A 19,122-nucleotide genomic window follows, 5' to 3' on the forward strand; every position below is an offset into this window, starting at 1 on the left:
GAGCATATTGGTTTTTCGACGAACCACATGATGATTCAACGCATTATCGATGAAATACATATTTAAAGAAAAGCCTTACATCCAGCCACTAAACATTTTGAGACGTAAAATACCAAGTTGATTACCGAACTTTAAACCTTGCAGAATCCAACTCTGATAACAGCGATTATTTCCCTAACTTCGTTTTTAAACCAAATTCGATTCCAATTTAATCGACCAAAAGATGAAAACCCGAATTTTGATAGTACTGTTTGTAATAATCAGCTCGTGCAAAAAAGAAAACGCCGATCCTTTATTGGGAAGCTGGAAATTAAAAGATGTCGCAAATTTTACAGGACAGAATACATCCGATAAAATGACGTTCTACGAAAACGGGACAAGCTTGATTGAAATATTTTCAAACGGAAAACGGGTCACGAAAATCACGAGCAAGTACACTTTCGACAAGCACAACAACATGCTTACGATCACCACGGGAAAAAAATTATCGGTGACCTACAAAGTCGTAAAATTGAACGATGAGGAATTGGACTTGGAAGATCCGAAAACCCATACGGTAATACGCAATATCCGATACTGAACAAGTACCGAATCCAATGAACTTAGATCTACAAATAGCCGATTACATCGCGAGCCAACCTGAACCAAAACGCAGTGAAATGCAGGCGTTGCACGACATGATCCAAAAAATCGTACCTTCTAAATTAAGGTTTTTGGATGGCAAGAACGCCGAAAACAAAACCGTTTCCAATCCCAATATCGGATACGGATCGCAAACCATGAAATACGCCGGCGGAAAGACCAGGGAATTCTACCAAATCGGTTTAAGCGCCAACACGACCGGAATTTCGGTTTACATCATGGGCATCGAAGACAAGAAATACCTCGCCGAAACTTATGGCGCAAAACTCGGAAAGGCCAGCGTCAGTGGATATTGCATCAAATTCAAAACACTCAAAGACATCGATATCGATACGCTCGAAGCTGCAATACGATATGGGATTGGACAAGGACAATAATTTTCATTCGAATCAAATTGCCGATTTTGACCGAAAACAACCGAAGTTTACAAAATCTACGTTCAAAACTTCAACGAAAACGTTTGAATTAACGCAACATTACTACATCAAAGTCCAAAAACCACCAATACACAATCTGATCGCTTCACAACTCAAGCAATCCGCAACTGCACGTTTGTAGATTGGAAACGCAACGTGTATGGTTTTTATATCCATCGGGTTAAATCGCTGTAAAAAAGCAAGTAGTATTTTTATGACATTAACCCGATGACTTATGAAAATAGAATTACGTCGCTTTTTAGGAACAATACATTTGTCATTTTTAGTATTGCTGCTCGCCCATGCGAATTCGAACGCCCAGATTTTGACCAACGGCGATTTTGAAAGTGGCGGAAGCGGCGTCGGGTTCATGGTGCACGACTACACGCAGATAAATCCGGTAACGGGAACAAGCAATCCCGGATTTTACGCAAGGACAACTAATCCGGCGTTGATGAATTCCACGTACAACGCAGGCGGAGATCACACTACGGGAACAGGAAACATGTTGGTTTTTGACGGCTCTACGCTCGCCAACCGTTTCTTCTGGACCACGGGAAATACAGGAGGCGCCATCGGCGGATTCACGGCCGGGACCACTTATGTGTTCAGTTTCTGGATCAAATCGGTTTCGAACGAGGTCACTTCAGACGATGCGACGAGAGCCAACATCGGGATTTTCTTCGTCAACGCGAACAATATAAACCCGGCCAACCAAAACTTTTTGGCGCCGTTGCCCTCCGAAGGTTGGGTCAACATCCAATATTCGTTCGTCGCCACGGCCAACAATGCGATGGTACGCCTTAAAACAAACAATAGCCAAGCGATCGGAAATGATTTTGCGATAGATGACTTTTCGATTACCGAAGGCGGACTTCCTTTCGAAGGCGATTACGCGTCGGTAAATCCAACCTGCCCAAGCGGAAACGACGGTTCGATCACGGTTTCCTTGACTGGCGGCACGCTTCCGTATTCTTCTTATGTGTTGAGCGGATCTGCCAACCAGACCAACAACAACGGAATCTTTACGGGCTTAGGCGAAGGAACGTATTCCGTTACGGTTTCGGATGCGGCCGGCAGCGTCTATACGCAATCGGGAATCGTGCTCGAAGCGCCAAACGATTTGCAACTCAGTGCCGATACGACGATCTGCAGCGGCCAATCGGCCACATTGACAGCGACAGGCGGCACGAATTCGTACACTTGGACCGCAAATCCGCCGGATGCATCGCTTACCAACCCGAATGCGGCAAGCCAAACCCTTAGTCCGACGGTAACAACGACTTACACCGTGACTTCGGGCTCAATTTCAGATCCTACGAACCTCATCGAGAATGGCGATTTTACTCAAGGCGATGCCTTATTTACGACCGAATACACTTATGTTGCCGATCCGAATCCGTTCGGCGTACAGTCCGCGTACGGTATCGTCACCAATCCGAATGCATGGTTCACGGCTTTTTCGTCATGCGGCGACCATACGACCGGTACTGGAAATCTGATGGTTTTCGATGGCGCGACCGACCCGACCGGAAATGTGATCGTGTGGAGCAATCAAAATCCGGTAGCCGTTTTGCCGAACACCAATTACACGTTTTCGTATTATGTCGCTTCGGTATCTCCCGAAAATCCGGCGAGGCTCGAAGTAACGATCAACGGCGTTTCCCAAGGACTTCCCGTAAATGCGCCCGGCGCTACTTGTTTGTGGACGCAGGTTTCCTACAATTGGAATTCGGGCGCGAACACCACGGCCAATTTTGTGATTTACGACCGAAATTTCGCGAGCGGCGGAAACGATTTTGCATTGGATGACATTACCTTCAACGAATCGGTTACCTGTCTATACCAAAAAACGGTTACGGTAAACGTTACGCCGGGAACGATCCCTACGTTCAATGCCGTTGCCGCAATTTGTTCGGGTGAGGCTTTGAACGCGTTGCCGACCACTTCGAACAACGGGATTTCGGGGACTTGGTCGCCCGCTTTAAACAATACGACGACAACTACGTATACGTTCACTCCGACGACAGGACAATGCGCCTCTCCTACAACCCTCATCATTACCGTAAACCAACCGTCGGTCCCGACATTTACAGCAGTTGCGGACATTTGTTCGGGCGCGCCTTTGAATCCGTTGCCGACGACTTCGAACAACGGGATTTCGGGAATATGGTCGCCTGCTTTAGACAATACAGCGACTACGACTTATACGTTTACTCCGACTTCAGGACAATGCGCATCCGTCGCCACACTGACGATAACCGTAAACCAAACGACCGCTTCGACTTTTACCGCGATCGCCCCAATTTGTTCTGGTGCGCCTTTGAACGCTTTGCCGACGACATCGAATGAAGGATTTACGGGAACGTGGTCGCCGGCGCTCGACAATACCGAAACCACAACCTACACGTTTACACCAACTGCGGGACAATGCGCCTCGACCGCCACATTAACCATAACGGTAAACGATTCTCCCGATTTTACGATCACCCAAGGTTGCAACGGAATCAATTACACGTTGACTGCGGTTCAAAACAATTCCGCGAATTCATCTTACGCCTGGTTTGATCCGACGGGTACTCAAATAGGAACGGAATCTTCCGTCGTGATTTCTACTGCCGGAACGTATGAATTGGTCGTCACGCAAAATGGTTGCAGCAGACAGGAACCGATTGACGTCGTTTCTACAATTTGTGCCATCCAAAAAGGAATTTCGGCCAACCACGACGGATTGAACGATTACTTCGATTTGGAAGCGTTCAATGTTTCTGAACTGAAAATTTTTAACCGATACGGCACGAATGTCTACTCCAAATCCAATTACCAAAACGAATGGTACGGACAAAGCGACAAAGGCGATGAATTGCCCGACGGCACTTACTATTATGTGATCGATTTTGCGGATTTGAAAACCAAAACGGGCTGGATATACGTGAATCGGACGCAATAAATTCCTCTTTCTTTGGCTTGGTTGTTCGATTGTTCTTTGAAATTTTCTTGTAACAAATCGTCGACCTAAACGTCAGTGTGGAAAGACTTTAAAAATGCGTTCGATATTTTTCTTCGTGCTGACACTGGCCTGTTTCGCTACTTCGGCCCAAAACCAAACCAAGGATTTTCTTGAAAAGGACAGTTTGATCATTGTCGCGAAAAATCCGAAAAAAGGGTTTTACTACGAGTATATTTTGTTCGTTCCGAAAAAAACGCCGCTGCACAAAAAATCAGTGCTGTTGGTCGAACCCAACAACACGGGCAAGGTTTCGGACGACATCGAATTACATAAAAAATACGCGATAGATTTGGCTTCGGTAAGTTCGGTCGGGAATAATGTTTCTACCGAACTCAGGATACCGTTGCTCGTACCGATTTTTCCGAGACCCGAATCCGATTCGCTGATGTACACACATGCTTTGGATCGCGATGTAATGCTGCAGAAATCGCCCGAATTGAAACGGCTCGACCTGCAATTGTTGCACATGATCGACGATGCCAAACGCATACTCATCGCAATGGACATTGCGGTCGAATCTAAAATTTTCATGAACGGTTTCTCGGCTTCGGCCACGTTTACGAACCGTTTTTCGTTCGTGCATCCGGACAAGATAAAAGCGCTCGCAATTGGCGGATTCAACGGTGAGCTCATGCTTCCGAACAAAGAAATCAACGGAGTCAAGCTCGATTATCCGATAGGCACGAACGATTTCCGGAAATTATTCGGTAAAAATTTCGACCTGGCTGCGTACAAAACCATCCCGCAATTGATTTACATGGGAAAACTCGACGACAACGACGCCGTACAATACGATGACGCCTATAGCGAAAAAGAACGCGCCATAATCAATGACAACATCGGAAAACAGGTCCAACCAAGATATTTGGCCTGCCAGAAAATCTATCTCGAAAACGGCATCACTCCTATTTTCAAGACTTTTGAAAATGTCGGGCATTGGACCACGGCCGACGTGAATCTTGAAGTCATCACGTTTTTCTACAAACAGATGCAGGAAAAATAAACAGCTATCGAATTAAGCGGTTTGGTGCATCCGATAACCGTTTTTCTTATTTTCGTCGGGATTGAAACTTACATCCGATCTGCGATGGCCAAATATCTTTTACTGCTTTTATTGGTTTGCTCCTGTGCGGATAAAGTCGCTCATAATCCGCATCCGCTATCGAAAACCGCCAAGGATACGATTATCGATTTAGAGAAAACCGCAACGGGATTCGGTCACGCGATCGATACTGCTGTAGCCAAAAATGTCCTTTACAAGCATTTCCGAAATAAAGGAGAATTGATCGAAGCGGAACTCGACATAGCGACTTTCGACGCGGAATCTCCCGAAAACCTAGGTAAAAAAGCAATTGCCTTTTTGAAACTTTATGGAAATAAGCTCAACGGCAAAAACCAATATCTGATCGATTACTATCACTGCGAGCCTTTTGCCAACGGAAATTGCGTGAGAGCACATTTCGCGGTCATTTCCGAAACTAAGGATGGTTTTGAAATAGTGAACGAGGATTGTATCCCGTCGACTTTCAATATTGATTCGATCGTTAACTACCACGACAAGACTTCATTTTTTGCGCACGATTACGAATGCGCGAACCAGAAAAGGAAAGCTTCTTATAGGATCCATTTCCGATAAAAAGGCAGGCTTTCTGTTCAAAAACTGGATAGTACAATTTCCAAACGCCCCCAATTCCTTAACTTAGAACATTGGTTTCCAAATAAAAATCATCCGAATCATGAGAAAACTGATCGCTGGAATCAACATGACGCTCGACGGATTTTGCGACCACACGGCCATAAATCCCGACGATGAAATACACGAACATTACAACGGACTGTTGCGCAATTCGGGCACGCTTTTGTACGGGCGCATAACCTATCAGCTCATGGAAAGTTATTGGCCGTCCGTCGTAAAAAATCCGAGCGGAAATGCGCCGATGGACGAATTCGCGCTCATCATCGACAACATCGAAAAAATCGTTTTCTCGCGCACTTTGCAACACGTCGACTGGAACAATTCGATATTGAAAAACCAAGTGATCAAAGACGAAATCCTCGAACTCAAACGCCAAACGGGCAAAGACATGCTCGTCGGCAGTCCGAGCCTGATAATAACCATGATACGGCTCGGTCTTGTAGACGAATTCCAACTCATGGTGCATCCTGTCGTTGCGGGAAGCGGTCTTGCTTTATTTGCGCATATAGACGATAGGATCGAACTGAAATTATTGCGCACCAAAACATTCAGTTCGGGAGCGATATTGCTGTGTTACGAACCTAAGTTGCGCGAATGACCGAACTTTGTATCTTCACGCGCTTCAACGCACTTTTTAAAATCCGACAACCAAACCAATGTTCGCCTTTTATGAAATCTATTTTTGAAACAGAATCCACAAAGAGATAATCGACAGAATCCATTCGCTCACAGCCGAAAATAATGCCCGATGGGGAAAAATGGACGTGTTCCAAATGGTAAAACATTGCACGTTGTGCGAAGACATGATGCTCGGACACGTGAAGATCAAAAGGGTTTTTATCGGAAAAATCATCGGACGTATGATCCTGAACAAGGTGCTGAAGGATGAAAAACCGTTCGGTAAAAATTCACCGACGAGCCCGTTGCTCGAAACCGTCGGAGACACAGGCGACATCGAACAACAGAAACTGGAATGGCTCAAGCGCATAGACGAGTATGCCCGTTTCGACAATTACGATTTCGTGCATCCGTTTTTCGGATCGATGACCAAAGAACAAATCGGTCATTTCGCTTACAAACACGCCGATCATCACCTAAGGCAATTCGGCGCATAAGCTAATTGGGGTTTGCCATTGCCGAAAGCTGTCCAATGCCTACCTTTGCATCTCAATTTAAAAAATGTAAACATGGAAAACGGAATATACGCCAAATTCAACACGCCTAAAGGTGCGATTTTGGTTAAACTTACGCATGATCTTACTCCTGGAACCGTAGGGAACTTCGTGGCTCTTGCCGAAGGTAATCTCGAAAACAAGGCGCGCCAACAAGGCAAACCGTATTACGACGGACTCACGTTCCACCGCGTCATCAACGATTTCATGATCCAGGGTGGCGATCCAAACGGAACGGGAAGCGGCGGTCCGGGTTACCAATTCGACGACGAATTCCACCAGGATCTTCGCCACGATACGCCGGGCGTACTTTCTATGGCCAATGCCGGACCGGGAAGCAACGGTTCCCAATTCTTCATCACCCATGTCGCCACGCCTTGGCTCGACGACAAGCATACCGTTTTCGGAAAGGTCGTCGAAGGACAAGACGTAGTTGACGCCATCAAACAAGGCGATACGATGGATACGGTAGAAATCATCCGCGTAGGCGAAGAAGCCCAAAAATGGAATGCCGTAGAAGCTTTCCGCGTTTTTGAAGGTTCACGTGCGCAAAGGGAAGCCAACGAAAAAGCGGGAGCCGAAGCCCAACTCGAGAAACTGGCCGCCGGATTCGACAAGACAGAAAGCGGACTTCGCTACAAAATCATCCAGAAAGGAAGCGGCAAACAAGCCCAGAAAGGCAAGACCGTTTCGGTTCACTATACTGGCCAATTGGATAACGGACGAACGTTCGATTCGTCTTATCCTCGCAAAAAACCAATCGAATTCCCGCTCGGAATGGGCCATGTGATCGAAGGTTGGGACGAAGGCATCGCATTGCTGCAAGTGGGTGACAAGGCGCGTTTCGTGATTCCTCCTTATCTCGGATACGGCGAAAGAGGCGCCGGTGGTGTCATTCCGCCGAACGCCGTGCTTATTTTCGACGTCGAGCTTATGGACGTGAAATAATCTCTCGATTGTAAAAAATTGTAAAAAGGGTGTCTTTACGGACACTCTTTTTTTATTTCTGTGTATTTTCGTCCAAAACCAAAATAACATGAGATCCAGAATTTTGCTGGCCGCTTCTGCTGCCTTGCTTTTTAGCTGTTCGCCTAAAACCGTCGTACAGCCGACCACTCCCAAAACAACTGAACCGCCCGTAACTACCGTGGCCGAAGCGCCTGCCCCTATGTCTGAAAACGTCATGAAAGGAAAAGATCTTTACGACGGACGTTGCGGCAAATGCCACCCGCTTTTCAAACCTTCGGACCACACCGCAGAGCAATGGGAACCTATACTCAAGCGCATGCAAAAGAAAGCACACATAAGCGATGAAGATATGGTGTTGGTACACGATTACGTTTTTGCCAACCTTTCCCAATAAAAAAGGCATCCGATCGAGGATGCCTTTTGTTTTATCGCCTTATTCGACAACGAACCCGTCGGGCAGCGTCGCGTTCTTTTTCACGACGATGATACCGTCTTTTACCGTATACAATTCATGGTCCGAATCCGGAAGGTGTTTGCCGCCGTTGAGTTTTACATCGTTCCCGATGCGGCAATTCTTGTCGATGATCGTATTGTTCAGGTAACACCTTTCCCCTATCCCGATATTGATCACGCGATGTTCGAGGTTAGTGTAGATTTCCTTGAGGTTCTGATAGAAATCGCTTCCCATGAGGTAGGAATTGTGCACTTCGGAATCGCGTCCGATACGCGTCCTGATCCCTATCACGGAATGGTTGACCGTGCAATGGTTCAATATACAACCTTCGGCAATCAACGATTTGCTGATCGTGGACGTGCCGATGATTTTCGATGGCGGAAGCACGCGCGCCCTGGTAAATATCCGGTTGTCGTTGTCGAAAAGGTTGAATTGCGGAATCTCGTCGGTGAGCTCGAGGTTCGCTTCAAAAAACGAATCGATGTTCCCGATATCGGTCCAATAACCTTCGTATTGGTAACTGCGTATTTTGTGTTTCCCGACCGATTGCGGCATGATTTCTTTTCCGAAATCGGTTGTCGTCGGGTCGGACATCAGTTTTACCAGAAGCTCGCGGTTGAACACATAAATCCCCATAGACGCCAGATAATGCTTGCCTTGCGACTGCATTTCTTCGCTTACGGGCGACGTCCAATCGGGCAAGACATCGGGTTTTGGTTTTTCGGTAAACGCCGTGATCCAATCGTCCGTGTCGGTTTTTAAAATCCCGAAACCGGGCGCGTCCTTCGCATTTACCGGAAGCGTCGCAATCGAGATTTCGGCTCCGCTTTCCTCATGTCTCGTGATCATATCATTGAAATCCATCTGGTACAACTGGTCGCCCGACAAAATCAGCGCATATTTGAAATCGTGATTGAGGAAATACTGCATGCATTGGCGCACCGCGTCGGCCGTGCCTTGAAACCAGGTCGCGTTTTCGGGCGTCTGTTCGGCGGCGAGTATGTCAACGAAAGACGTCGAGAACGTACTGAAATGATACGTGTTCTTGATGTGTTTGTTGAGTGATGCCGAATTGAACTGCGTCAAGACAAAAATGCGCTTGATGTCGCTGTTGATGCAATTCGAGATCGGAATATCGACCAAACGGTATTTTCCCGCAATCGGGACCGCAGGTTTTGAACGGCTTTGGGTCAACGGGGAAAGTCTTGAACCCTGTCCTCCGCCCAATATGATGGCCAATGTCTTGCTGTTTTGCATGTCTTATCTTTTTAAGTTCAGATATTGTTCGATGTAGTGTTGTGCGACCGAATCCCAAGAATGGTCGATCTGCATGCCCGTTTTACGGATCGCGTCGAATTTCTTCTGGTCGGCGAAAAGTTCGAGCGCGCGACCGACCGACCACAACACGTCGTCCGCGCTCGTTTGGTCGTGGCAAATGCCGAAACCGCCGTCGCCCATATCGATCACGGTATCGCGCAATCCACCGGTTCGCCGCACGATCGGAACCGTTCCGTATCGCAACGAATACATTTGGTTGAGTCCGCATGGTTCGACGCGTGACGGCATCAGCAGAAAGTCGGAACCGCCGTACACCAAATGCGCGAGCTGCTCGTTGTAGCCGATATAACAATTGTAATGCTCGCGATGGAAATGCGAAATGGCGCGCAAATGATCTTCTACCGACGGATCGCCCGAACCGAGTATCAAAACGTTCGCCCTGCCTTTATATTCAGTGAGTATTCTTCTTGCTATTTCGGGAAGCAACTCCGCTCCTTTTTCGTAGACCAATCGTCCGATGAACGCGAAAATCGGCAAGTCCTCATCTAAAGCGAACTGCTCGCAAAGCACCTTTTTGTTTTTGGATTTACCTGATTTCATAGTTTTGACGTCGTAATTGGCCACCAGCATCGCATCGGTTTTCGAGTTCCACACTTCGGTATCGATGCCGTTCAGAATCCCGACCGATTTGATGCGCTCGTATCGCAACAGGTTTTCGAGTCCGTTTGCATGGTGCATCATTTCTTCGAGATAAGTCGGGGAAACCGTAGTCAATTTCCACACGCATTTTATCGCGCACGCCAACGGATTGATCGCGCCGTTCCATTCGAGATAACCGGCGTTCACGGGCGCGAATTCAGGCAAATAATGCATCTTGTCGAACGAAAACCAGCCTTGGTATTGCGCATTGTGGATCGTGAGCACGGTTGGTATGCGGTTCAATTGCCCGTATTTGAAGCAATGCTGCATCATGAACGGGATCAATCCGGTGTGGTGGTCATGGCAATGCACGATATCGGGTCGTTGGCCGGTTTCGGTAATCCAATCGAGAAACGCGATCTGGAAAGCGGTAAAGCGTTCGGTATCGTCTTCGAAGCCATAGATCTCAGGTCGGTCGAACAGCTGCGGGATTTTGATCTGGTACAATTCGAATCCCAACAAATCGGTTTTCTCTTTTACCACGGTATAATGAAGATGGAAAACGCCGAGCTTGACTTCTCCCGAAAAAACATCCTCAAACTGCTGCTCACGCGAAAATTTTGTGTCATATCCCGGAATGACGACCTTGGCCGAATGCCTCAAACGGTTGATATATTTGGGCAAAGCACCCACTACATCGGCGAGTCCGCCCACTTTTGCAGCCGGAAAACACTCGGCGCTCACGTGATAAATTTCCATGTGACAAAAATCAAGGATAACCTTACTAATTTACGCAAAACGACACAAGAAAACGTACCGATTCGGATAAGCATTTGTTAAGAATCCGATTAATTTCGAATCCTGAGAAAATTGTACGTGTCCTTCATAAATCGTAGTTTAGGACGCGAAAAAACACCTCTTAAAACGAATATCCGCAAAAAAATAAGCCTATGGATTTGACCTGGAACGAATTCGAACGCGTCGAAATGCGCGTCGGGACGATTTTGGAAGCCAACGATTTCCCCGAAGCGCGAAAACCCGCCTATCAACTCACGATAGATTTCGGCAGCACAATCGGCATCCGGAAATCATCGGCCCAGATTACGCAACGCTACGCCAAAGAAGATTTGGTCGGAAAACAGATCGTGGCTGTCGTGAATTTTCCAAAGAAGCAGATCGGGAAATTCATGAGCGAATGCCTGGTTTTGGGTTCGGTGGGCGAAGCGAATGACATCGTGTTGCTTTCGCCCGATTTCAAAGTCGAAAACGGATTGCGGATCGGATAATTTAAAGCAAAAAAATCCGGAACGAATCCGGATTTTTAGTTTTTTGGTTTGGTCGGTTGATCAGATATCATCGAAATCTACATCGGTAAAGCTCGCGGCTTTTGCGGATTCCTCAATCCTTTCGATGTTGTACTCACGTTTGAAATCCCTTTGGTGACGCTCCGAAATCACTTCCTCACCTTTTTGGTTGAGAACGTAAGAGGTCATGTCGTTGAGGATTTCGTTGAAGGCGGTAAAATCTTCTTTATACAAATAGATCTTGTGTTTTTTGAAGTGGAAAGAGCCGTCTTCTTCGGTGAATTTCTTGCTTTCGGTAATCGTGATATAGTAATCGTCGGCGCGGGTTGCCCTCACGTCGAAGAAGTAAGTCCTTCTACCGGCGCGCAGCACCTTCGAAAAAATTTCTTCCTTCTCCATCATATCATTTTCTCTCATAACGTAAGAATTCTAGTTGTTATAGTTTTTTTCCTTTCAAAAATGCAGAAAAAAGGCAAAACCACCAAAATTTACGTCAATTCTTTTTCCGAAAGCTGCTTCAGATACAACTCACGATAATAACCTTCTTCGTTTAGCAATTGATTGTGAGTACCTTGCTGAATGATCGTTCCGCCGTCCAAAATCAGGATGCGGTCGGCATTTTTGGCCGAAGAAACGCGATGGCTCACGATGATGGTCGTCTTATCCTTACAGAAATCGAGCAAGTTACCCAAGATGGTTTCCTCGGTTTCTGTATCGACGGCCGAAAGACAATCGTCGAGCAGCAATACCTTCGGATCGCGTATGGCCGCGCGCGCGATCGAAACCCTTTGCTTCTGTCCGCCCGACAAAGTGATGCCGCGTTCGCCCAGAATCGTTTCGTATTGCAAGTTGAAAGCAGCGATATTGTCGTGAACGGCAGCGAGTTTGGCCGATGCGATGACTTCTTCTTCTGTCGCGTCTTCTTTTCCGAATCTTATGTTGTTCTTGATGGAATCCGAAAACAGGAAAGCGTCTTGCGGAACAGTGCCGACATTGTCGCGAAGATCGTTCAGGTTGAGTTTTTCTATTGGTGTACCGTCTACGAGCACTTCGCCCGACGAGACGTCGTACAATCGCGAAACCAGCGACAAAACCGTCGATTTCCCCGAACCGGTTTTACCCAGGATCGCGAGCGTTTCTCCTTTATCGACTTTGAAAGACATTTTCTTCAAGGCCGTGATTCCGGTATCGTCATAGGTGAATGTGACGTTTTTGAATTCGATGCTGCCCGAAATTTCGGAATACTCCGGATTGTGGTTCTTGATATCGGGTTCGATTTTGAGGAATTCGTTGATGCGTTTCTGAGATGCTTCGGCTTCCTGAACCATGGACGAAACCCAGCCCAATGAAGCGACGGGCCATGTAAGCATGTTCACATACAGGATAAATTCTGCGATGACACCGATATTAGGGATGTCCGGATCGTTGTTGATGTACATCATCCCACCAAAATAAATCACGACGAGGTTACTCGCGCCGATCAATGCGATCATCAAAGGCCCGAACAACGATTGGACCTTTGCCAAACTCATGCTTTTTGCTTTGCTTTCAAGCGAGAGTTCGACCATGCGATCCTGTTGTTGCTTCTCTAGCGAATAGGCTTTGATTACACGAACTCCCGAGAAAACCTCTTGCGTAAAACTCGACACTTTCGACAAATATTGCTGGAACGTCGTGCTGCGCTTGTTGATTTGCGTGCTCAATTTGAAAATCGCATATGACAACAACGGCAGCGGCAACAGCGTATAAATCGTCAATTCTACCGATTTGCCTGCCATAAACGCGATTACGACGATGAATCGGATAAGCGTCTGGATCGAATACATCACCGCCGGCCCGACATACATGCGCGTCTTTCCGACGTCTTCGCTGATGCGGTTCATCAGATCGCCTGTGCGGTTGCGCTTGTAAAAGCTTTGGGAAAGCCGTTCGTACTGCCTGAAAACCTCGTTCTTGAGGTCGAATTCGATATGACGCGACATCACGATCAACGTTTGACGCGTGATGAAAAGCAGGAAACCCGAAATGAGCGTCGTGACCAAAATCAGCATGATGTTGCGCCACAGTCGCGATTCTACCCAGATTTTGTCGACGTTTCCAGCCTCGAAATGTTTCTGTACCACCGCAAACGAGTCGCTGACCAGTCGCGGAGCAAAAGAAGAGAAGATTTGTGAGACGATCGTAATGACAATACCCGACAAAAAGTGGTATTTATATTTTACGAAATATTTATTTAAATACTGTAATTCTTTCATGATTCCAAATCGGAAACGAGCCGATTAACATTCAAAGGTGTTAAAATGCGAAGAATAATTAAATTTCAGAAAAAGCCCGACAAATCAACATTTATTAACAATTCCCTAATTTAAATCAAATTCAGTGCGTTTTCTTAATTTAATCCTTAGTTTTGCGATAGCTTTTTACAAAAGCCTCAAAATTAAATCTTGAAATATGATAACTGAATTCACTACCGCAAAAGACCTGCACAAGATTGATCCGGTATTCGGTCAAGCTTCATTCGACAACCATGAGCAGATTGTTTTTTGCCACGACAAAGATACCGGTTTGAAAGCAATTATCGGTGTTCATAACACAGTTTTAGGACCTGCGTTGGGCGGAACCCGTATGTGGAAATACGCCAACGAATGGGAAGCTCTGAACGACGTTTTGCGCCTTTCACGCGGTATGACCTATAAGTCTGCTATTTCCGGATTGAATTTGGGAGGCGGTAAAGCCGTAATCATCGGCGATGCCAAAACCGACAAGACGCCGGAAATGATGCTTGCTTTCGGGCGTTTCATCGATTCGTTGAGCGGAAAATACATCACGGCCGAAGACGTAGGAACGACAACTCCAGACATGGATTTGATCCGTACGGTAACCAAAAACGTAACCGGAATTTCCGAAGCTAACGGTGGTTCAGGAAATCCTTCTCCCGTAACGGCTTACGGCGTTTACATGGGAATGAAAGCCGCAGCGAAATACAAATTCGGAAGCGACAACCTATCGGGCAAAAAAGTATTGGTTCAAGGTACGGGACATGTCGGTGAGACTTTGGTGAAACACCTTTCGGAAGAAGGCGCGACCATCACCGTTTCAGACATCAGCCAAAGCCGTATGGAAGAAGTCGCCAAAAAATATGGCGCAACGATCTTCGAAGGCGACGATTTGTATACTGCCGACGTAGACATCTACGCTCCATGTGCGCTTGGCGCGACGATCAACGACGATACGGTTTACAGAATCCAGGCACAAGTGATTGCCGGAGCCGCGAACAACCAGTTGGCAAACGAGCAGGTTCACGGAAAAATCCTTCGTGAAAGAGGAATCGCTTACGCTCCCGATTTCTTGATCAACGCCGGCGGAATCATCAACGTTTACGGAGAAATCGTGAACTACGGCAAAGAAGAAGCCATGAAAAGAACCGAGAACATCTACAATACGACGCTCGAGATCTTCGACCTTGCCGATTCCAAAAACCTTACTACACTTCAGGCGGCCATGGCAATTGCCGAAAAGCGCATCGAAGACCGTAAAAAAGAAAACGGGAAATAAGAATCCCACAAGAAATAATATTATTTTTGCGGAGCGGAAACCAATTGTTTCCGCTCCTTTAATTTTATAAAAGTTCTTACAGGTGTTAAACAGAAGACATATCCGGATCAAAGTGATGCAATCGATTTACTCCATGCATCAAAACGGCTCCGACAGTTTGGAGAAACAGGAGAAATTCCTGTTGTACAGCATCGAAAGCATGTTCGATCTTTATTTGATCATGTTCTCGGCCCTTATCGAAATCCGACGCAGCGAAGCCGATTTCATCGAAAAATCCAGCAAAAAACACCTTAGTACGAAAGAAGAACGCGATCCGAACCTAAAATTCGTAAACAATGCCGTGCTGACGTACCTCGACGAGAGCAATTCGTTAAGCATCGCTTTGGAAAACCGCAAAATCAACAACTGGAAACTCAACGACGACTACATCCTGTTGCTTTTGAAAGACATCAAGGATAGTGAGTTGTATCAGAAATACATGTCCAATCGCGTGAACAATTTCGCCGAAGACAAACAATTCATCCTCGATCTTTTCACCGAAGTCATCGTGCCGAACGAAAAACTGTACGATTACCTCGAGGATTATAAATTGACTTGGGTAGATGATATTCCGCTCGTGAATACGCAAATCCAAAAAGAACTGAAAGCACTCGAAGAAGGTCAGGATTTCCGCTTGTCCAAACTTTACAAAGACGAGGAAGATAAGGAATTCGTGAGCCAGCTTTTCCGTAAAACCGTGCTTAACGAGCCCGAACTCGCCAAGGAATACATCGACAAAACCCCGAATTGGGATACCGAACGTATTGCCGAAATCGATACGATCATCCTTAAGATGGCTATTTGCGAGTTCCTTAAGTTCCCATCGATCCCTATCAAAGTTACGATCAACGAATACCTCGAGATCGCCAAGGAATATTCGACCCCGAAAAGCAGCATTTTTATAAACGGGATCCTCGACAACCTCGTCAAGGAATTCCAGACCGCAAACAAACTCAACAAGGCAGGCCGCGGCTTGCTCTAATTTAACCGTTCCATCATCATGAAGAAATTTGTGCTTGCCATGACGCTTTCGGCCGCTATTGCAGCCACGTCGTGCAAAAAGGAAGACGCCGCTTCCAAAATCGACCCGAACGCACAAGACGTTCCGGTTTCTACGGCAACTCCGAATCCCGAACCGAATATCGGAGGCCCGGACGTAGCCTCACAAAAACCGGCTCCGCCCGCCGACGGCAAATATCCGGTCATCGAATTCGAGAAAACCGAGCACGATTTCGGCATGATCAGCCAAGGCGACAAAGTGACCTATGTGTTCAAGTTCAAGAATACGGGCGAAGGCGACCTCATCATTTCGAAAGCGAAAGGTTCTTGCGGCTGTACGATTCCGGAATACCCGAAAGAGCCCGTAAAACCGGGAACTGAAGGCGAAATCAAGGTATCGTTCAACTCTGCCGGGAAACACGGCAAGCAAACCAAATCGGTTACGCTTATGACCAACACCGAAAAAGGCGTCGAACGTCTTGAAATCCACGCAAATATCACCGATAAAAACAGCTAATCATGAATTACCAACAAATATTGCCCTTAGTGCTCATGTTCGCGGTCGTGTATCTTTTTATGATCCTGCCGCAACAAAGACGCATGAAAAAAGAAAAAGCATTCGAAAGCACGCTTAAAGTAGGCGACAAAGTCATCACCAAAAGCGGCATCCACGGACGTGTGAGCGAACTTTCCGAAAAAACCGTGATCATCGAGACGATGGCCGGCAAAATCAAATTCGAGCGTTCGGCCATTTCAATGGAAATGAGCGCGGCCTTGAATACGACGGTTGCAGAAGAAAAAAAATAAGTTTTTCTTTATTGAAAATAAAACGCGGATTGTTCGAGCTTTCCGCGTTTTTTTATTGTCGGTATTTGTCGTTGAGACCGATTCCAGATTTCACCATCGGTGTGATTTTTTCAAGCCGAGTCGCTTTCGTCTTTTCCTGTTTGGCCGTATCGATGTATTCCAGATATTCGCGTTGTTTGAAAGGCGTAAGTTTCTCGAAGCCGTTTTTGAATTCGGCATCCGAATCGAGAGCCGATTGGAAAAACGCTGAAATCACGGTCTCTTTTTTCTTTGGTTTGATGGCCAATCCGGCGCGTTCGTTGGCAATCGCCTCGTTTATATAGTGCAATATGAGCGCTTCATCGTTGTCAATTTCAGATTTTGAAGCAAACCGCCACTGACGCAAGCCTTTGGTCACGCCTTCGTTCGCATTGACGAGTTTTTTGGCCGAATCCTTGAGGAACACGCCGTTCCAGAACCAAATGGCCACATACGATTTGAAACCGCCGATCCCGATTACGTTTTTCTTGTCGATCGTGTACACCGGCCCGCCCCATTTGGTCATTTCGACGAGTTCCGTTTTGTCGATGATGGCCTTGAGCGCATTCATTTCCTCTGGCCATTGGCCCGATTTGTCCCACGGATTTTTCTTTTCGCTCATTGCCATATCTCAAAATTTAGGGCAATTTAGAAAAATGTTCGCATTCCTATTCGGCGTAAAATAAAAAAGCACCGAAACGAATCCGATGCTTTTATAGGAGAAAAGAAAAACTTATTTCTTCTTCTTGTCTTTTTTAGACGATTTGGATTTTTTGGAAGCTTTCTCTTTTACCGGTTTGGCAGTAAAATCGGTAGTTGCCGTCAATTCTGCGATACGCACGATCACGTCTACGGCTTTCTTCATGCTTTCCACTGGTACATATTCGTATTTTCCGTGGAAGTTATGTCCGCCCGCGAAAATATTCGGACACGGCAATCCCATATACGACAAACGGCTTCCGTCGGTTCCGCCGCGTATAGGTTTGATGAGCGGTTTGATGCCCAAATCCTTCATCGCGCGTTCGGCCAAATCGACGATATGCATCACGGGCTCGACCTTTTCGCGCATGTTGTAATATTGGTCGGTGATTTCGGCCACGGCGATGTCGGTACCGAATTGCTTGGCGAACTTCTTGTTGATGTCCTTAACGATTTTCGAAACGTACTTCTTGCGTTTTTCGAATTTCTTCATGTCGTGGTCACGGATGATCATTTCCACAACGCTTTGCTCGATGCTTCCGGACAAACCGACCACGTGGTAAAAACCCTCGTATCCTTTTGTCTCCTGAGGCACTTCGTTTTTAGGCAATTTGCTGATGAATTCGTTCGCAATCAACATAGAGTTGATCATTTTGCCTTTGGCATAACCCGGATGCACGCTTTTCCCTTTAAAAGTCACCTTCGCACCTGCCGCATTGAAGTTTTCGTATTCGAGCTCACCGATTTGGCTTCCGTCCATGGTATACGCCCATTCGGCACCGAATTTCTTCACGTCGAAATGATCGGCACCACGTCCGATTTCTTCGTCAGGTGTAAAGCACACGCGGATTTTCCCGTGTTTGATGTCTGGATTGTTGACCAGATATTCCATGGCCGTGACGATTTCGGTAAGCCCGGCTTTGTCGTCGGCTCCGAGCAATGTCGTTCCGTCCGTAGTAATCAACGTTTGTCCTTTATACAGCAGCAAATCCTTGAAATAATTCGGAGAAAGCACGATGTTCTGTTCGGCGTTGAGCAAAATATCCTTGCCGTCGTAATTCTCGACGATCTGCGGCTTTACGTTCGCTCCCGTAAAATCGGGCGATGTATCGTAATGCGAAACAAAACCGATTGTCGGCACCTCGTGATCTACGTTCGAAGGCAACGTACCCATGACGTAACCCTTGCGGTCTTTTGTCACGTCGGTAAGCCCGATCGCCTTGAGTTCTTTAGCCAAAAGCGTGGCCAAAACGAGCTGTTTTGAGGTACTTGGAGTGGTCGTCGACTTGGCGTCGCTTTCCGTATCGATGGTTACATAACTTATAAATCGGTCAATGATGTTCTGCATAGGTTGAAAATTTTGACAAAGGTAGAAATTCAGGGCTGTTTACAATGTTAAGTTTTTCGTTACAGATAGAGACTTTG

Annotated in this window: 20 protein-coding genes; 14 read left to right on the forward strand and 6 right to left on the reverse strand. The window is 46.5% G+C overall.

What is annotated here, in order from left to right:
* The first annotated feature begins 223 nt into the window (after window positions 1-223).
* From HZF10_RS15760 to HZF10_RS15800, 9 genes are all read left to right on the forward strand, one after another.
* Complete coding sequence (locus HZF10_RS15760) at window positions 224-580, forward strand: lipocalin family protein (RefSeq protein ID WP_176007196.1); 357 nt, start codon at window positions 224-226, stop codon at window positions 578-580.
* A 16-nt stretch (window positions 581-596) separates the two neighbouring features.
* Window positions 597-1,019: a DUF1801 domain-containing protein gene (locus HZF10_RS15765; RefSeq protein ID WP_176007197.1), complete on the forward strand. Its 423-nt coding sequence runs from the start codon at window positions 597-599 to the stop codon at window positions 1,017-1,019.
* Between the two features lie 274 nt (window positions 1,020-1,293).
* Window positions 1,294-4,008 carry a T9SS type B sorting domain-containing protein gene (locus HZF10_RS15770; protein WP_176007198.1) on the forward strand — a complete coding sequence of 905 codons (2,715 nt, stop codon included), beginning with the start codon at window positions 1,294-1,296 and terminating at the stop codon, window positions 4,006-4,008.
* Window positions 4,009-4,102: 94 nt separating this feature from the next.
* Window positions 4,103-5,071, forward strand: a complete 969-nt coding sequence (locus HZF10_RS15775; protein ID WP_176007199.1) for a hypothetical protein — start codon at window positions 4,103-4,105, stop codon at window positions 5,069-5,071.
* Window positions 5,072-5,155: 84 nt separating this feature from the next.
* Window positions 5,156-5,704 (forward strand): hypothetical protein, encoded by a 549-nt coding sequence (locus HZF10_RS15780; RefSeq protein ID WP_176007200.1) that lies wholly within the window; start codon window positions 5,156-5,158, stop codon window positions 5,702-5,704.
* A gap of 100 nt (window positions 5,705-5,804) precedes the next feature.
* On the forward strand, window positions 5,805-6,362 hold the full coding sequence (locus HZF10_RS15785) for a dihydrofolate reductase family protein (protein ID WP_176007201.1): 558 nt from the start codon (window positions 5,805-5,807) through the stop codon (window positions 6,360-6,362).
* 109 nt (window positions 6,363-6,471) lie between these two features.
* Complete coding sequence (locus HZF10_RS15790) at window positions 6,472-6,879, forward strand: DUF1569 domain-containing protein (RefSeq protein ID WP_317171647.1); 408 nt, start codon at window positions 6,472-6,474, stop codon at window positions 6,877-6,879.
* 72 nt (window positions 6,880-6,951) lie between these two features.
* Window positions 6,952-7,884: a peptidylprolyl isomerase gene (locus tag HZF10_RS15795; RefSeq protein WP_176007202.1), complete on the forward strand. Its 933-nt coding sequence runs from the start codon at window positions 6,952-6,954 to the stop codon at window positions 7,882-7,884.
* Window positions 7,885-7,972: 88 nt separating this feature from the next.
* On the forward strand, window positions 7,973-8,299 hold the full coding sequence (locus HZF10_RS15800; RefSeq protein ID WP_176007203.1) for a c-type cytochrome: 327 nt from the start codon (window positions 7,973-7,975) through the stop codon (window positions 8,297-8,299).
* A gap of 39 nt (window positions 8,300-8,338) precedes the next feature.
* On the opposite strand, the gene HZF10_RS15805 is transcribed toward HZF10_RS15800, so the two are convergent.
* Window positions 8,339-9,616, reverse strand: coding sequence for a glucose-1-phosphate adenylyltransferase (locus HZF10_RS15805; protein WP_176007204.1), 1,278 nt, complete (start codon window positions 9,614-9,616; stop codon window positions 8,339-8,341).
* Between the two features lie 3 nt (window positions 9,617-9,619).
* Complete coding sequence (locus tag HZF10_RS15810; protein ID WP_176007205.1) at window positions 9,620-11,035, reverse strand: glycogen synthase; 1,416 nt, start codon at window positions 11,033-11,035, stop codon at window positions 9,620-9,622.
* A 191-nt stretch (window positions 11,036-11,226) separates the two neighbouring features.
* Between HZF10_RS15810 and HZF10_RS15815 the strand changes: the two genes are divergently transcribed.
* Complete coding sequence (locus tag HZF10_RS15815; RefSeq protein WP_176007206.1) at window positions 11,227-11,562, forward strand: tRNA-binding protein; 336 nt, start codon at window positions 11,227-11,229, stop codon at window positions 11,560-11,562.
* Window positions 11,563-11,622: 60 nt separating this feature from the next.
* Here the strand turns inward: HZF10_RS15815 and HZF10_RS15820 are convergent, their stop codons facing one another.
* Entirely contained in the window at window positions 11,623-11,997 is a 375-nt protein-coding gene (locus HZF10_RS15820; RefSeq protein WP_176007207.1) for a PUR family DNA/RNA-binding protein, read from the reverse strand.
* Window positions 11,998-12,068: 71 nt separating this feature from the next.
* On the reverse strand, window positions 12,069-13,835 hold the full coding sequence (locus HZF10_RS15825) for an ABC transporter ATP-binding protein (protein WP_176007208.1): 1,767 nt from the start codon (window positions 13,833-13,835) through the stop codon (window positions 12,069-12,071).
* 196 nt (window positions 13,836-14,031) lie between these two features.
* Between HZF10_RS15825 and HZF10_RS15830 the strand changes: the two genes are divergently transcribed.
* The 4 genes from HZF10_RS15830 (at window position 14,032) to yajC (ending at window position 16,980) form a co-directional block, all read left to right on the forward strand.
* Window positions 14,032-15,135 carry a Glu/Leu/Phe/Val dehydrogenase dimerization domain-containing protein gene (locus tag HZF10_RS15830; protein WP_176007209.1) on the forward strand — a complete coding sequence of 368 codons (1,104 nt, stop codon included), beginning with the start codon at window positions 14,032-14,034 and terminating at the stop codon, window positions 15,133-15,135.
* Window positions 15,136-15,250: 115 nt separating this feature from the next.
* Complete coding sequence (gene nusB / locus HZF10_RS15835; RefSeq protein ID WP_176007210.1) at window positions 15,251-16,156, forward strand: transcription antitermination factor NusB; 906 nt, start codon at window positions 15,251-15,253, stop codon at window positions 16,154-16,156.
* 18 nt (window positions 16,157-16,174) lie between these two features.
* Complete coding sequence (locus HZF10_RS15840) at window positions 16,175-16,690, forward strand: DUF1573 domain-containing protein (protein ID WP_176007211.1); 516 nt, start codon at window positions 16,175-16,177, stop codon at window positions 16,688-16,690.
* Between the two features lie 2 nt (window positions 16,691-16,692).
* Entirely contained in the window at window positions 16,693-16,980 is a 288-nt protein-coding gene (yajC, locus tag HZF10_RS15845) for a preprotein translocase subunit YajC (protein ID WP_176007212.1), read from the forward strand.
* Window positions 16,981-17,032: 52 nt separating this feature from the next.
* On the opposite strand, the gene HZF10_RS15850 is transcribed toward yajC, so the two are convergent.
* Window positions 17,033-17,626: a YdeI/OmpD-associated family protein gene (locus HZF10_RS15850; protein ID WP_246282638.1), complete on the reverse strand. Its 594-nt coding sequence runs from the start codon at window positions 17,624-17,626 to the stop codon at window positions 17,033-17,035.
* Window positions 17,627-17,731: 105 nt separating this feature from the next.
* Window positions 17,732-19,045 carry a peptidase T gene (gene pepT, locus HZF10_RS15855; protein ID WP_176007213.1) on the reverse strand — a complete coding sequence of 438 codons (1,314 nt, stop codon included), beginning with the start codon at window positions 19,043-19,045 and terminating at the stop codon, window positions 17,732-17,734.
* Window positions 19,046-19,122 lie beyond the last annotated feature (77 nt).

Source organism: Flavobacterium agri, from assembly GCF_013401995.1.
Taxonomy (GTDB): Bacteria; Bacteroidota; Bacteroidia; order Flavobacteriales; family Flavobacteriaceae; genus Flavobacterium; species Flavobacterium agri.